We start from the raw sequence: 14,926 nt of genomic DNA, 5'->3' as shown, positions 1-14,926 counted from the left end.
TTGTACAGTCAGATGGAATGAGATGTTTGATGATTGAAAAGTCATACTCCCTTGCGAGCGGGACGCTTGCCACACAGCAGATGGGCAATTCAGAAACGACCGTTACGACGGTCGTTTTTATTCATGGGTGGTTAGATAATTCTGCGAGTTTTTCTTCTGTTATTGCCAACCTACAAACCAGACTACCTGATTGTCATCTGATTGCGATTGACCTCTTTGGTCATGGTCTTTCGTCGCATAAGTCGGGAAGTTACTACCCATTTCATGACTATATCGATGATTTACATCAGATTGTGACTAAATTATCGCCAAACAGACTGGTGCTAGTAGGACATTCACTTGGTGCATTGATAGCAAGTTGCTATAGTGCCGCCTTTCCTGAAAAGGTGTCAGGATTAATTCAAATTGAAGGTCACGGACCTCTTTCTGAAGCTCCCCAAGAAACGGTCTCTCGTCTAAGAGATGGGGTACTCAGTCGTCTTCGACAGCGGAGAAAGCCTTCACGTCCTTTAGCAAGCCTAGAGGATGCTATTAAGCTGAGAGCACACGCCAATCAAATCAATGCCGAACTCATTGCTCCTATTGTAGAACGAGGGATTGCCGAGTTAGACGACTCCTGGCAATGGCGATGCGACCCTAATCTAAAATGTGACTCTTTATATCGAATGTCACAGGCGCACGCAGAAGCGATTATGGCGGCTATTGAATGCCCTCAACTCATAATATTAGGCAATGATGGATTTAGACATTTGCAGCATAATCGCTACAAATCAGCCCATAGTCCTCTAAAAATCGAGACTGTTCCCGGCGGACATCATTGTCATTTAGAGAGCCCAGAGCTAGTTTCAGAGCTAATTCTTGGTTTAGTTAACAAAATTTAAACAAGTGTTTGAGCCTTTTAGTGCTCATGCACTAAAGCTGTGCTGTAATACCGTAATGATAAAAGCGGCGAAGCAGTCGTCAGCTGATAAACGAGGAGTAACATAGTGGATAAACCTTGGCTTTCACGTTATCCAAGTGACGTACCAGAAACGATCAACCCAGATCAATACCCATCTCTTATCGAAATGTTCGAGCAGTCTGTACAGAAATACGCAGACCAACCTGCTTTTGAGAACATGGGCTCAGTAATGACATTCCGTAAGCTTGAAGAGCGCAGTCGTGCTTTTGCTGCTTACCTGCAGAATGATTTGAAGCTCAAGAAGGGTGATCGCGTTGCACTGATGATGCCAAACTTGCTGCAATACCCAATTGCACTCTTTGGTGTATTGCGCGCTGGTATGATTGCAGTGAACGTCAACCCACTGTACACACCTCGTGAGCTAGAGCACCAACTGAACGATTCAGGTGCAAAGGCGATTGTTATCGTTTCGAATTTCGCGAGTACGCTTGAGAAAGTGGTCGACAACACTCCTGTGAAGCACGTAGTACTGACTAGTCTTGGTCAAATGCTACCTCGTGCAAAAGGTACTATTGTCGATTTCGTCGTGAAATACGTGAAAGGTATGGTGCCTAAGTATGATCTACCGGGTGCTATCTCGTTCAGAAAAGCGCTGCATAAAGGTCGTCGCCTTCAGTATGTAAAACCATTTATGACTGGGGATGATATTGCATTCCTTCAGTACACTGGTGGTACTACGGGTGTTGCGAAGGGTGCAATCCTAACGCATCGCAATATGATCGCGAACGTACTTCAAGCGAAAGGGGCGTATGGTCCGGTTCTGCATGAAGGCCGAGAGCTAGTGGTAACAGCATTGCCGCTGTATCACGTATTTGCACTGACAGTAAACTGCTTGCTGTTCGTAGAAATGGGTGGTCGTAACCTTCTTATCACTAACCCTCGTGATATTCCTGGTTTCATCAAAGAGCTGCAAAAGGTTCCGTTTACCGCAATTACTGGTGTAAACACACTGTTCAATGCGTTAGTAAACAACGAAGATTTCCACGAATTAGACTTCAGTAACCTACGCCTATCTGTTGGTGGTGGTATGGCGGTTCAACGCGCTGTTGCTGAACAATGGAAGAAAGTGACAGGTATCCACCTGTTAGAAGGTTATGGTTTAACCGAGTGTTCACCGCTGGTAACGGGTAACCCATATGACCTAAAAGATTACACGGGTGCTATCGGTTTACCGGTACCTTCAACCGATGTTCGTATCATTGATGATGAAGGTAACGTGGTTGCTAATGATCAAGTGGGTGAGCTGCAAGTTCGTGGTCCTCAAGTGATGCAAGGTTACTGGCAACGTCCAGAAGCGACCAAAGAAGTGATTGACCAAGACGGTTGGTTATCGACGGGTGACATTGTTAAGTTTGATGACGAAGGTTTACTGCACATTGTTGACCGTAAGAAAGACATGATTCTTGTGTCTGGCTTTAACGTTTACCCGAATGAGATTGAAGATGTCGTTGCACTGCATGGTCAAGTGCTAGAAGTAGCAGCGATTGGTCAACCTCACGAAGTGTCTGGTGAACTGGTTAAGATCTATGTGGTTAAGCGTGATCCTAGCCTAACCAAAGAAGACATTATCGCGCACTGTCGTGAACACCTAACGGGTTACAAAGTGCCTAAACTGGTTGAGTTTAGAGAAGATCTTCCAAAGACCAACGTAGGTAAGATCTTACGTCGCGTATTACGTGAAGAGAACGATGCAGAACTTGCTAAACGCGCAAGTGAGTAACAAGCACAGTTTCGCCTGAAATCATTGAAACGCTTAATCTAAGCGGGCGTGGTAAAATGGTGTTAGAATGCCGACAGTTAATGTCGGCATTTTTGTATCCGGCGATCAAATAGAAACCAGTGAGAGTTTTTGTGGATTATCAAATCATTACCCAATTGAAAGACCTTGAGCGAGTTTGCCAACAAGCACGTGAAGCCGATGTCGTTATGCTTGATACGGAGTTTGTTCGTACAAGAACCTATTACCCTCAATTAGGCTTGATTCAGTTATTTGACGGTGAAACGCTGTCTCTGATTGACCCTATTGCTCTTGATGAAATGACACCGTTCGTTGGGTTATTGAAAGACGCTTCAGTACTGAAAGTGCTACACGCATGCGGTGAAGATTTAGAAGTATTCCAGAACGCATTTGATTGTACACCAACCCCAATGGTCGATACTCAAATCATGGCGGCGTTCTTAGGACATGGCTTATCAACGGGCTTTGCTGCTTTGGTTTCAGAGTTTGTTGGTGTGGATTTAGATAAGAGTGAATCTCGCACTGATTGGCTGGCGCGTCCGCTTTCTCAAAAGCAACTCGACTACGCGGCAGCAGACGTTCATTACTTAATGCCTATGTACAATAAGCTTCTTGAGAAAGTGATGGAAGCAGGCTGGTGGGAAGCGGCGCAACAAGAGTCTGATCTACAGGTGGCGAAGCGTATCCGTAAAGTAAATCCAGATACGGCTTACCTTGATATCAAAGGTGCATGGCAACTTAAGCCACAGCAACTTGCTATCTTGAGACCACTTGCAACATGGCGTTTGAAAGAAGCGATTAAGCGCGATCTCGCATTGAACTTTATCTTTAAAGAACAAGATCTTTGGGCTGTCGCGCGTTTTGCGATTAAGAATCCGAAGCGTATGGAAGAGGAAGGTTTTGATTTCCGCTCTGTACGTCGTCATGGCGCGAAGATCAGCTCAATCGTTAAGTTAGCGGAACACACGCCAGAAGAAGAGTACCCAGCACCAGTTGAACGCTTGATGGACTACCCGGGCTATAAGCAAGTCTTTAAAGTGTTGAAAGATCAAGTGAAAACCGCTTCGCAACACAGTGGCCTAGTGACTGAATTTTTGGCATCGAAGAAGCAACTAAACCAAATGTTGAGTTGGGTTTGGAAGCACGATCGTAATCCAGAAAAACTGCCGGATGTGATGCAAGGTTGGCGTATAGAGCTGGTTGGCGAGAGGCTGAATAAAGCAATCAAATAGCCAAACTGTTTAAGAACAAAACGCAGACACAAAAAAGAGAGCCTAGGCTCTCTTTTTTATTCAATCTGCTGACGAGATAGTGATGATTACTTATCGTCTTCGGGCAGTTTAACGTTCAGCTCTAATACTGAGATATCGTCATCTTTGTGTTCGAACGTAAGGTCAACCATTGATGGATCCACTTCTACGTACTTAGCAATACACTTCAAGATGTCTTCTTTTAGTTGCGGCAGGTAAGACGGCGCTGGGTCGTCATGGCTACGGCGTTCAGCAACAATGATCTGCAAACGTTCTTTGGCTAGGTTTGCAGTGGTCTTCTTCTGTGGTCTGAAAAACTCTAGTAATGACATTGCGCATTAGCCCCCGAACAGTCGTTTGAAGATGCCTTTCTTCTGTTCCGTTAAGAAGCGGAAGTCAACTTGGCTACCTAGTAGTCGTTCTACAGTATCATTGTAAGCCATACCTGCGTCGGTTGCTTCGTCAAAGATCACTGGAACACCTTTGTTCGATGCGTTCAGTACCGCTTGGCTCTCAGGGATTACGCCCAGTAGAGAAATGTGTAGGATCTCTTCAACATCTTCCACACTCAGCATCTCGCCTTGATTTACGCGAGCAGGGTTGTAGCGAGTCAGTAGAAGGTGAGTTTTCACAGGCTCCAAGCCGTCCTCTGAACGACGAGATTTAGAGTCAAGAATACCTAGAATACGGTCTGAGTCGCGTACTGAAGAGACTTCAGGGTTAGTCGTTACAATCGCTTCATCAGCAAAGTACAGCGCCATCAGAGCACCTTGCTCGATACCCGCTGGAGAATCACAGATGATGAAATCAAAGCCCATCTCATCCAGTTCATCAAATACGCGACGAACACCGTCTTTGGTTAGTGCATCTTTATCACGAGTTTGAGAAGCAGGGAGAATGAATAGGTTTTCTGTGCGTTTATCTTTGATCATCGCTTGGTTAAGCGTTGCTTCACCATTGATAACGTTAACGAAGTCGTAAACAACACGACGCTCACAACCCATGATTAAATCAAGGTTACGCAGACCGATATCAAAGTCGATAACTGCGGTTTTCTTTCCTTTTAGAGCCAGACCAGAGGCAATAGCTGCACTAGAGGTCGTTTTTCCTACCCCGCCTTTACCTGACGTTACAACGATAATGCGTGCCATTATTTTTTCCTTTTATTTCTCTTATATTGCGAGGACGTCAACGTGTAATACATCGTTTGCCATACTAAACATGGTTTTCTTCTGCCAGTACTCGCTTTCAATTTGATCGCTGAGCCAGTAATTTCCTGCAATAGAAACCAGCTCGGCTTGTAAATCATTACAAATTATTTTTGCTTCAGTTTGACCACTTGCACCGGCAATCGCACGGCCGCGTAATGTGCCATGAATATGGATGCTGCCGTCGGCAATCACTTCTGCACCTGCACTTACGTGGCTTAGGATTAATAGGTCGCCATCTTTTGCGTATACCTGCTGCCCAGAACGAATCGGGGTTCTAATTACTTTAATAGGCGCCATTTTTGCAGGTGCTTGCGATGGTGATTTACTAGCCGTCATGACCGCAAAGCCAGCTTCTCTAGCAAGGTTCTGCATGCGTTTGTCAGAACAGCCAGCGACGCCAACCGGAATCATACCCGCTTGAGAGATACCATCTTTTAGCTTTACGAAGTCGATATCGCCAGCCACTTTGCTGATGTTGATAACCACAGGTGCGGCAGCAAAAAAAGTGGGTGCTTGGTCTACCTTCTCTTGAAGAAAAGAGACTGCATTTTCGACTTGATCATCGGATAAGTGCAAAACAGATAGCGTAAAGCTGCTACCTTTTAGATCTGGGTTACTAGACATCGAAAAACTACAGGACCTCAATAGCGAATTGGTACAATTTCTTTATTAATAAAATAAAGGGCATTGCCTGAAACTAGGTTTATCATGTTATATTCCCAAATCAAGCACAGCAAGTAATCTTGTTGTCAAATGGACGTTTTGTTCCCAATATTTCCCTAACATAAACTATTGATCTCGCATGTGAGAGTTTTGTAGTCATAATCAATTAAAAAGGTTTGTCATGCTGTGTTCTATATATAAAAGCTCAAAGAAAGAAGGAACATACCTTTATATCCCGAAGAAGGATGATTTTTCACAAGTTCCTGACGCATTGATGCAAATGTTTGGTAAACCTAGTTTTGTAATGGTAATTAAAATGGACGGTCGCAAACTGGCTCAAGTGAACATCGATAAGGTGAGAGAATCACTGAACACCGATGGTTTCTTTTTGCAAGTTCCGCCTCCACCAGTAAACGAACTTGAGCTGTACAAAGAGCGCAAAGCTCAGCAAAACAATCAAGACGAAGAGTGATAGCTATCTCAATTCAGGGAGGAGTGATCGTTGAGTAAATTTTCGAAAAGCATATTGGCGGTGTCGGCATTACTTTTAGGTAATAGCCTGACCATTGGCTCAGTACAGGCTCAAGAACAGAGCTTTGAGCAATATGTAGAAAAACTAAAGCAACAAGGCCGTGAAGAAGGCATTTCTGAAGCGATCATTGATGAAGCCTTTGATGGTGTAACGTTTAAGCCAAGAGCGGTCAAAGCGGATAAAAACCAACCTGAAAAGAAACTGACTCTGGATGAGTATATTCCACGAGCAGTGCCAGATTGGAAAGTGAAGCAAGCAAGATCACTGTATAAGGAGCATTACAAAGCGTTAAAGCGCATTGGTGATGAATATGGCGTTCAGCCGCGATTCATTGTCGCTTTGTGGGGTGTTGAGAGTAACTTCGGTAAATTCACGGGTAATTACAGCGTTATCGATGCCTTAACAACTATGGCTTACGAAGGGCGTAGAGAAGCGTTTTTCCGCAGTGAAGCGATGGCGGCGTTGACTATTCTTGACCAAGGCCATATCACCCCGAAAGAGATGAAAGGCTCTTGGGCTGGTGCTATGGGCCAACCTCAGTTTATGCCTAGCTCGTTCTTAGCGTATGCCGCTGATGGTAATGGCGACGGCAAGAAAGACATTTGGGGCACTGAAGAAGATGTGTTTGCTTCGGCGGCGAATTATCTGAGCCAATCCGGTTGGGATGATAAGTACACTTGGGGTCGTCAGGTTCATGTACCATCAACGGTGTCTATTGATTTGCAAGGTCGTTCTGAAGACAAAGCGAAATACCTAAAAGAGTGGTCTGAACTTGGTATTAAGCGGTACGACGATCGCCCATTGCCTAACCTTGATGAAGACATTAAAGCTTGGTTAATCATGCCAGATGACGAAGCGGGTCGCTCTTACCTCGTTTACAACAACTACAATGTGTTAATGAAGTGGAATCGTTCTTACTACTTTGCTTTGGCGGTTAGCCATCTAGCAGACAGAATCAAGTTTGATTAGTAGACCTAATTGTATTAATCGTTATGACTTGCTCTGATAGCATTTGGCCTACCATAGGCAGAACGAACTAAAGGACTCTTCGGAGTCCTTTTTGATTTTATATTTTTGAGTTTTAAGAAGGTGGTCTTGTGCTAACAGATAGAGCTGCACAGATGGTGATATTCCATGCATTAATTAAGCACGATGGCTTTACCAGTGCTGCAAAAAGCTTGAACGTTTCGGTGTCTCATATCAGTAAGCAAGTTGCTTTGCTCGAAGACTCCATTGGAATCAAGCTAGTACAAAGAACCACACGTAGCCTAACGCTAACGGAAGCGGGGGAAGTCTTCTATCAGCACTGTGAGCAACTGTTTAACACGGTAAAAGCGGCTCAAATGGATATGGACAGCCAGCGTGATGATATCTCAGGAATACTGCGTGTTGGGCTGTCGCAGTCATTTGGCACCTTACATATTATTCCTGCGATTGATGAGCTCAGACAGCTTTATCCTCAGTTGAGAATCGAAGTCCACCTGTTCGATTACAAAGTGGACATGATTGAAGAGCGTTTAGATCTTTGGATCACCAATAATGAAGACCTGCCAGAAGGGTACATTGCGCAGCGATTAGCTGATAGCCAGTTTGTGGTAGCAGCATCGCCCGATTACCTGATTAAAGCCGGGACACCACACGTACCGTCTGATTTGATTGACCACAACTGTCTTATCTATCGCAGCCGAGAGCGAGACTACACATCGTGGGCGTTTGATAACGGACAAGAGAACCTTAGTGTTAAAGTGGCCGGGGATTACTCGGTGGATTTAGCTGAGGCAGTTCGAGACGCAGCGGTATCCGGGTGGGGCGTGGCTTACTTGGCCACTTACTTAGTGAAGGAAGAGTTCAGAACGGGCAAATTAATCCAAGTCTTGCCGGAATGGAGAGCGAGTCAGCTGATGCCATTCTATGCTGTGTATCCGAGTCGAAAGAACATGCCGAAGAAGCTTTCTGCGGTGATTGAGTTCATAAAAGATCATATTGGATCGCCGACGTACTGGGATGAAAACCTAAAAACGTGCGTCGAACTGCATCGTTAACTGTTTCCAAATCTATAAATATAATTTCCATATGGAAAAAGTACGCTTTTTAATCAAATTTAATTATTAAAATTCAATAGCTTAATTAAAATCATTACTCAAGAGTGATTACCCCAACATCACATTAACAACCGCCGCTTGCCGCAAACGATTTCCTCTATAGAATGCGTCGCCTTTCCTAACTACAACTTTTAGGTTGACGCACATGGCTTCGCTACTTGGAATTATTACTATTTTAGTTGCCGCTTGGTTACTATCTACGGACAGAAAAAATATTCCACTAAGAACAGTCTCTCTGGCTTTCTTACTACAAATCTCATTCGCGCTATTGGTTCTATATGTTCCAATGGGTAAAGAAGCGTTGAATGCAGCCACTGGTGCGGTATCTAGCTTGATCAACTACGGTCAAGAAGGGATTAACTTCCTATTTGGTGGCCTTACGAACAACGGTTTCGTTTTCGCGATTAACGTTCTGGGCATTATTATCTTTTTCTCTGCGCTTATCTCTGGTTTGTACCACATAGGTTTTATGCCAAAAGTGATCAACCTTATCGGTGGCGCGCTGCAGAAGTTCTTGGGCACAGGCCGTGCAGAATCCCTGTCTGCGACAGCAAATATCTTCGTTGGCATGATTGAAGCACCGTTGGTGGTTAAGCCTTACCTGAAACACATGACGGATTCACAACTGTTCGCAGTGATGGTATGTGGTTTGGCATCTGTTGCTGGTGGTACGCTTGTTGGTTATGCATCGCTTGGTGTTGACCTAAACTATCTGATCGCAGCGGCATTCATGTCTGCACCTGCAGGTTTGTTGATGGCTAAAATCTTAGTACCAGGTAATGCTGACGATGTTCAAGAAAACATTGAGTCAGATGTTGAAATTCCACGAGCAACAAACGTAGTTGAGGCAATGGCAGATGGGGCTATGTCTGGACTTCGTATTGCCGTTGCGGTGGGTGCGACACTTCTTGCCTTTATCAGTGTGATTGCAATGCTGAATGGCTTGCTAGGTATTGTTGGGGGATGGTTTGGCGTAAACCTAAGCTTCGAGCTTATCCTAGGCTATGTGTTCGCACCCGTTGCATGGCTGATCGGTGTGCCGTGGTCTGAGGCTATCGTTGCAGGTTCACTGATCGGTAACAAGATTGTTGTGAACGAATTTGTCGCTTTCATTCAGTTAATGGATGCGAAAGAGGTTCTTAGCGAGCATTCACAAGCGATTGTAACCTTCGCACTGTGTGGCTTTGCCAACATCTCAACAATGGCGATTTTGATTGGTGGCCTAGGTAGCTTGGTACCAGAGCGTCGCTCTTTCATCTCACAATACGGCTTTAAAGCGATTTGTGCTGGTGTGTTTGCTAACTTAATGAGTGCTGCGATTGCTGGCGTGGTACTTTCACTCTAGCTAGATGATAAGTACCGAGTGAACGAGTCAGTCATTTTATTTCCCCTATAGTAAAGTGACTGATTAATCACAATAATATTCGGTTAGTATGAAAAAGAGAGCCTATAGTTTAATGACGTAGGCTTTCTTGTTTCAGTAAATAGATTTGGACCGCAGGGTGTGGCACCAATTATTTAGGGGCATAAATGGATTTGTCGATTACTTCTTCTTTGGCGCTAATTGGGCTCTTGTCTTTAGCTTGTCAGTTGCTCGGCTGGCGATTGCGTCTCCCCGCGATTCTCCCTCTTCTCATTGTCGGCCTGTTGTTGGGCCCCGGCTTAAATGTCCTTAACCCAGATGTCATTTTCGGTGATGTTCTGTTTCCGCTGATTTCATTAGGTGTTGCCATCATTCTATTCGAAGGCGCATTGACGCTTAACTTTAAGGAGATCAGAGGTCATGGTCGCATGGTGACTCATCTAGTGAGTGTAGGCATGCTGATTACATGGGCGTGCATTGTTGTCGGTGCTTACTACTTTGTTAACTTTAGTTGGCCATTAGCGGCGTTATTCGGTGCTTTGGTGGTGGTGACAGGCCCGACAGTAATTGTGCCTATGCTGCGTAGTATTCAGCCTAAAGCCTCTCTTGGTAGCATTTTGCGATGGGAAGGTATTGTTATTGACCCAATAGGCGCTCTGTTTGCCGTTCTGGTTTATGAATACATTGTCTCTTCAGCCGATCCTACCGGTCATGTGTTGTCAGCGCTTGGGCTGACTCTGGCTATTGGTTTAGGCTTGGGGATCATCGGTGGCTATTTGATTGCCAAGATGCTGCAAGGACATTGGGTGCCACATTATCTGCGTAATGTAGCAGTGCTGACATTAATGTTGGCAGCGTTTTCGTTCTCTAACGACCTGAGTGAAGAATCTGGCTTGTTAACCGTGACCATCATGGGGATCTGGCTTGCCAATGTGAAAGGCTTGGATATCGAAGACATCATCGAATTCAAAGAAACCCTGACTGTATTACTCATTTCTGCGTTGTTTATTTTGTTAGCCAGTCGGCTCGATTCAGGCGCGTTTTTGTCGATAGGTTGGGGTGGTATAGGGTTATTAGCAGTGGTTATGCTGGTGGCTCGCCCATTAAGTGTGTGGATCAGCGGGATCGGTACGGATCTTAGCTCAGCAGATAAATGGTTTTTAAGTTGGATGGCACCGCGCGGGATCGTGGCGGCAGCGGTTTCTTCTCTGTTTGCGATCAAACTTCAAGAGAAGCAATTGATCGAGGGCGCAGACCTGTTGGTCCCTATGGTGTTCTTGGTCATCATAGGGACGGTTGTTATTCAGAGCTTAACCGCGAGCTGGTGGGCGAGAAGGCTAGGTGTCACTCAAGAGAAAGCGCAGGGGGTTATCTTCTTTGGTGCCACCCACTTTGCAAGGCAGTTTGCCAAGGTGCTCGCGACTCACAACATCAATAGTGTACTTGCGGATACCAACTGGGAGAGCATTCGGTTGGCGCGCATGGATAACTTGAATGTTTACTTTGGCAACCCAGCTTCCAGTCACGCCGAAAATAATTTGGAATTGGATGGGATAGGGCGAGCGATGATTGTTTCGCCTTATCGTCAAACTAACCCGTTAGTCAGCATGCATTATCAAGACGAGTTTGGTGCCAATAAGGTTTTTGAGCTTGAGTCACCAGAGAGTAAGCATGAAAGGCATCAAGTGAGTCGAGATGGCAACCGAAGTCTATTTGAGGAAGGCGTCACTTACTCCAAGCTCAACTCATTAATGGCACAAGGTAGCCAAATCAAGAGTACAGGGCTGACAGAGGCATTTGTTCTGAATGAGTTTAACGCGCTTTATCCTAAAGCGATTTTGCTTGGAGTCATCAATGACGGAGACTTCCGTTTAATTACTCAAGGGGCTGACTTAGAAAAGCTGATATCGACAGAATGTGAGATCATCAGTTTACTGCCGCCTTCAGAGCCGGTCGAGACTCCAGATAAGTAGTAAGTGGTCTTTCGCAAAAAAGCCGCAGCGTATATCACGTTGCGGCTTTCTAATTCTATTTATACTGCGCTGATAGATTACTTCGAGTGAAATTGCTCACAAGCGATCATTGTGTTCTCAATCAGGCTTGCTACTGTCATTGGACCTACACCACCCGGTACTGGTGTGATAAAGCTTGCGCTCTCTTTCGCGACATCGTATTCAACGTCACCGACTAGCTTGCCAGAATCCAAACGGTTGATACCAACATCGACCACAACTGCACCTTTCTTAATCCAAGCACCAGGAATGAAGTTAGGCTTACCTACAGCAACCACAACAACGTCTGCTTGACGTACGTGGCCTTCAAGGTCTTTAGTGAAACGGTGACATGTAGTCGTTGTACAACCTGCTAGAAGCAGTTCTAGGGTCATTGGACGACCTACGATGTTTGAAGCGCCAACAACAACAGCGTGCTTGCCACGTAAATCGATGTTGTAACGGTCAAGCAGGGTGATGATACCTTTTGGCGTACAAGAGCGAAGCTTTGGCATACGCTGAGCCAAACGGCCGACATTGTATGGGTGGAAGCCATCAACGTCTTTTTCTGGTGTGATGCGCTCAAGAACGTGAGTGCTATCGATGCCAGCAGGTAGAGGCAGTTGAACCAGAATACCGTCGATCTCTGGATCTAGGTTCAGTTGGTCGACTAGGTTTAACAGTTCATCTTCTGTTGCAGTAGCTGGCAAATCGTAAGATTTAGATACGAAGCCAACTTCTTCACACGCTTTACGCTTACTACCAACGTAAACCTGAGAAGCAGGGTCTTCACCCACTAAAATAACCGCTAGGCCCGGAGCGCGTAATCCAGCTTCAGTACGAGCTTTTACACGTGCAGCTACTTCGGAGCGAACCGTTTGAGAAATTAGCTTTCCATCAATATTTTGAGCAGTCATGAATTTCCTTAGTATTGATATTCAAGTTAGTGGCTGATGTTTTTGGCGCATTATTCCAGAAAATCTTTTTGATTACCACAAGGCAAACGATTGCTTTGCTCTGTTTTTCAACACTTATAAGTTTGTTGACCTTTTTTTACTCACTTAGATCAGAATGTTACATAAAGCCGTTGCTTTCATGATTCGAATTCGTATAATCCATTCCTGTAGCGCGCCCTTAGCTCAGCTGGATAGAGCACGTCCCTTCTAAGGATGTGGTCGTAGGTTCGAATCCTACAGGGCGTGCCATTATTTACGGGGCGTAGCAGGTTAGTACTTGCTACGCCCTTTTTCGTTTTTATCATTTGTGGTCAAGTATATGGTCAAGTAACGATGAACCTGCAGGCTACGACCTGATACGGCATGAAACACATTCAAAGTTACTCCCGGCTATAGGCTTTCCTATCTTCTCCCTTTGCCTCGATGTATTTTTTTAAGTTCTACTAATGCATCCCGCATTCGCAGCCATTTAAGTCAATCCGACTCAAGTTATCGATCATTACACCTGCATGGTGTATACATTTATTATAGATAACTACATGTTTATTAAAAGTTTTTATATTGACTGATCGTTTTTTGTGCTGTATTTTTATTTCAAATAGCGAAACATAGCCAGTATTTGGTACAGATCCATCCTGGAGTCGGTATCAGTAGGTTATGAGAGGTAAAATATGAATGAGCAAACTACTCACGATTGAAGATATTATTTACACCTTTGATATTAGTCGAACTACCTTTTGGAGAATGAGGCAGGATGACACGTTCCCAAAACCGATCATGGTTTCTAAACGCTCTCCCCGTTGGAGCGAGCAAGAGGTATATATGTGGTATGAAGCTAGTAGATAGATTAATGTTGAGGCGGCATAGTCTGTTTTGTAGTTAGCAAGGACGCTAGCTTGTAATCGGTATTCAGAGTATAGGGCAAGCTTCAGATATTTACTTCTCTACTAGCGAGCTCATTCCAATCGCATACCTATATACTATAAAGCGTTAGCTCTCTCTTTTTGTGTCCCCGGTCTGTTATTAAAGAAGGCAGCGCTTTATGCTTGCGGAGTTAACTAGTGCTAGTTGATATTTCTTGGAAGTCGAAGAGAGCTGCTTGTTATCCACGCAAACATCTAAGCGTTTGAGTAAATATTTAATCAGTGCTCGTCGGCAACTAATTGTGAGTGGAGAATCATGCATTCCGTAATCGGCTTTTACTATGTGTTGCTGTGCTGTGGTGATAGATGTGAGTTTGGAGTGATTTCATTTGTTTCTTCTGTTGTCCAATCTGAACGGCTTCAATGCAAATATCTGATTCATTGAGCAGCTCTGGCTCTCCTCTAAATCGGATGAACACGAAATCTAAGAACATTGTTCTCTATTCAAAATATGCTCGTACATACCAACGGAACCCATCAAATACGATGGTGTGTGGAATGATGTTTCGACCTCGCACTTCAGGGTTATCCATCGAAACATACTCAATATCAACTCTGCGCCTTTCTCGTGCTGCTTGTAGAAGTCTACGAACGATCATAGTGGCAATCTGCCTATTTGGGACTGAAAGGAAAATAGAGTCAGCAAAGCCAAGATCTTTCAAGTTGAAGCCATCTACGTGGTCGCTGTTATACTTGTGCAGCAGCGACAAGTATTCGTTTGGAGTGCCTTTCGTAGACTTTGGCGCAAAATGATCAGTAAGTCGATATCATTTTATACTAAGGTCGTGCACGAGTGGCGGGGTTGGAAACTGTTCTTGATAGGCCTTTGAACCATTAAACGCTGTAATTCGGTATTAGAAAGCTCATTCGTTACGTTGCTACCCAAATTGCCGGGTTGCTTGTGTTTATGCCAGTTAATCAGTGTGTGGCTCATATTCTTACCTAGAAGTATCGCGCCCAAACCACAGGTCTTTGTATGGTGAGAGGAGTAAAAGAGGCGACGAAAGGAGCACCAATGTTCATCTTTGCGATTGTGTTTAGTGGATCGTTGGCTTGGGTATCAATGGGGTTAGGTGCAGTGATTGAGGGGCGCCAGCTGTCTACGGCTTTTTGGCCGAGTTTGTTCTTACTGTTTGGTGGCTTTCTATTTGGTGTTGGCGCGGCAATCAATAGCGGCTGCGGGGGGTCTACAGTGAGTAGATTAGCTTTGTTATATATTTCGGGAATTGCACTCTG

At 44.7% G+C, this 14,926-nt stretch carries 14 protein-coding genes, 1 tRNA gene and 1 pseudogene; 11 read left to right on the top strand and 5 right to left on the bottom strand.

Annotation, left to right across the window (positions count from 1 at the left end; genetic code table 11):
• Window positions 1–29: 29 nt before the first annotated feature.
• From OCV52_RS11370 to rnd, 3 genes are all read left to right on the top strand, one after another.
• Window positions 30–881 (top strand): alpha/beta fold hydrolase, encoded by an 852-nt coding sequence (locus OCV52_RS11370; protein WP_102422977.1) that lies wholly within the window; start codon window positions 30–32, stop codon window positions 879–881.
• Between the two features lie 105 nt (window positions 882–986).
• Window positions 987–2,681, top strand: a complete 1,695-nt coding sequence (gene fadD, locus OCV52_RS11365; protein ID WP_102422976.1) for a long-chain-fatty-acid--CoA ligase FadD — start codon at window positions 987–989, stop codon at window positions 2,679–2,681.
• Between the two features lie 131 nt (window positions 2,682–2,812).
• Entirely contained in the window at window positions 2,813–3,931 is a 1,119-nt protein-coding gene (rnd, locus tag OCV52_RS11360; RefSeq protein ID WP_137407932.1) for a ribonuclease D, read from the top strand.
• A gap of 86 nt (window positions 3,932–4,017) precedes the next feature.
• Here rnd and minE read toward each other — a convergent pair whose 3' ends face one another.
• From minE to minC, 3 genes are read right to left on the bottom strand one after another with little or no spacing between them, the layout of a single operon-like run.
• Window positions 4,018–4,281, bottom strand: a complete 264-nt coding sequence (gene minE, locus OCV52_RS11355) for a cell division topological specificity factor MinE (protein ID WP_004737949.1) — start codon at window positions 4,279–4,281, stop codon at window positions 4,018–4,020.
• A gap of 6 nt (window positions 4,282–4,287) precedes the next feature.
• Window positions 4,288–5,100: a septum site-determining protein MinD gene (gene minD / locus OCV52_RS11350; RefSeq protein ID WP_008221225.1), complete on the bottom strand. Its 813-nt coding sequence runs from the start codon at window positions 5,098–5,100 to the stop codon at window positions 4,288–4,290.
• A gap of 21 nt (window positions 5,101–5,121) precedes the next feature.
• On the bottom strand, window positions 5,122–5,784 hold the full coding sequence (minC, locus tag OCV52_RS11345; RefSeq protein ID WP_063523955.1) for a septum site-determining protein MinC: 663 nt from the start codon (window positions 5,782–5,784) through the stop codon (window positions 5,122–5,124).
• A 220-nt stretch (window positions 5,785–6,004) separates the two neighbouring features.
• Between minC and OCV52_RS11340 the strand changes: the two genes are divergently transcribed.
• From OCV52_RS11340 to OCV52_RS11320, 5 genes are all read left to right on the top strand, one after another.
• Window positions 6,005–6,295 carry a YcgL domain-containing protein gene (locus OCV52_RS11340; protein WP_004737952.1) on the top strand — a complete coding sequence of 97 codons (291 nt, stop codon included), beginning with the start codon at window positions 6,005–6,007 and terminating at the stop codon, window positions 6,293–6,295.
• Window positions 6,296–6,325: 30 nt separating this feature from the next.
• Window positions 6,326–7,324 (top strand): lytic murein transglycosylase, encoded by a 999-nt coding sequence (locus OCV52_RS11335; RefSeq protein WP_137407931.1) that lies wholly within the window; start codon window positions 6,326–6,328, stop codon window positions 7,322–7,324.
• Between the two features lie 152 nt (window positions 7,325–7,476).
• The gene (locus tag OCV52_RS11330; RefSeq protein WP_080566522.1) at window positions 7,477–8,397 is read left to right on the top strand and encodes a LysR family transcriptional regulator; all 921 of its coding nucleotides are present in this window, start codon (window positions 7,477–7,479) and stop codon (window positions 8,395–8,397) included.
• 205 nt (window positions 8,398–8,602) lie between these two features.
• Entirely contained in the window at window positions 8,603–9,802 is a 1,200-nt protein-coding gene (locus OCV52_RS11325; protein ID WP_137407930.1) for a NupC/NupG family nucleoside CNT transporter, read from the top strand.
• Window positions 9,803–9,987: 185 nt separating this feature from the next.
• Entirely contained in the window at window positions 9,988–11,793 is a 1,806-nt protein-coding gene (locus OCV52_RS11320) for a cation:proton antiporter (RefSeq protein ID WP_137407929.1), read from the top strand.
• Window positions 11,794–11,870: 77 nt separating this feature from the next.
• Here OCV52_RS11320 and folD read toward each other — a convergent pair whose 3' ends face one another.
• Window positions 11,871–12,728 (bottom strand): bifunctional methylenetetrahydrofolate dehydrogenase/methenyltetrahydrofolate cyclohydrolase FolD, encoded by an 858-nt coding sequence (gene folD, locus OCV52_RS11315; RefSeq protein WP_063523959.1) that lies wholly within the window; start codon window positions 12,726–12,728, stop codon window positions 11,871–11,873.
• Window positions 12,729–12,939: 211 nt separating this feature from the next.
• Here folD and OCV52_RS11310 point away from each other — a divergent pair.
• Window positions 12,940–13,016, top strand: a tRNA-Arg gene (locus OCV52_RS11310).
• 426 nt (window positions 13,017–13,442) lie between these two features.
• Window positions 13,443–13,613: a helix-turn-helix transcriptional regulator gene (locus OCV52_RS25660; RefSeq protein ID WP_137407928.1), complete on the top strand. Its 171-nt coding sequence runs from the start codon at window positions 13,443–13,445 to the stop codon at window positions 13,611–13,613.
• A gap of 517 nt (window positions 13,614–14,130) precedes the next feature.
• Here OCV52_RS25660 and OCV52_RS11305 read toward each other — a convergent pair.
• Window positions 14,131–14,352 (bottom strand): WYL domain-containing protein, encoded by a 222-nt coding sequence (locus tag OCV52_RS11305; protein ID WP_233090392.1) that lies wholly within the window; start codon window positions 14,350–14,352, stop codon window positions 14,131–14,133.
• 353 nt (window positions 14,353–14,705) lie between these two features.
• Here OCV52_RS11305 and OCV52_RS25655 point away from each other — a divergent pair.
• A pseudogene (locus OCV52_RS25655) lies at window positions 14,706–14,897 on the top strand (YeeE/YedE thiosulfate transporter family protein); the annotation flags it as partial.
• Window positions 14,898–14,926 lie beyond the last annotated feature (29 nt).

Source organism: Vibrio chagasii (genome assembly GCF_024347355.1).
GTDB classification, from domain to species: domain Bacteria; phylum Pseudomonadota; class Gammaproteobacteria; order Enterobacterales; family Vibrionaceae; genus Vibrio; species Vibrio chagasii.
Note: the sequence above shows the minus strand (reverse complement) of the source record. Positions and strands in the feature narration are given on the sequence as shown.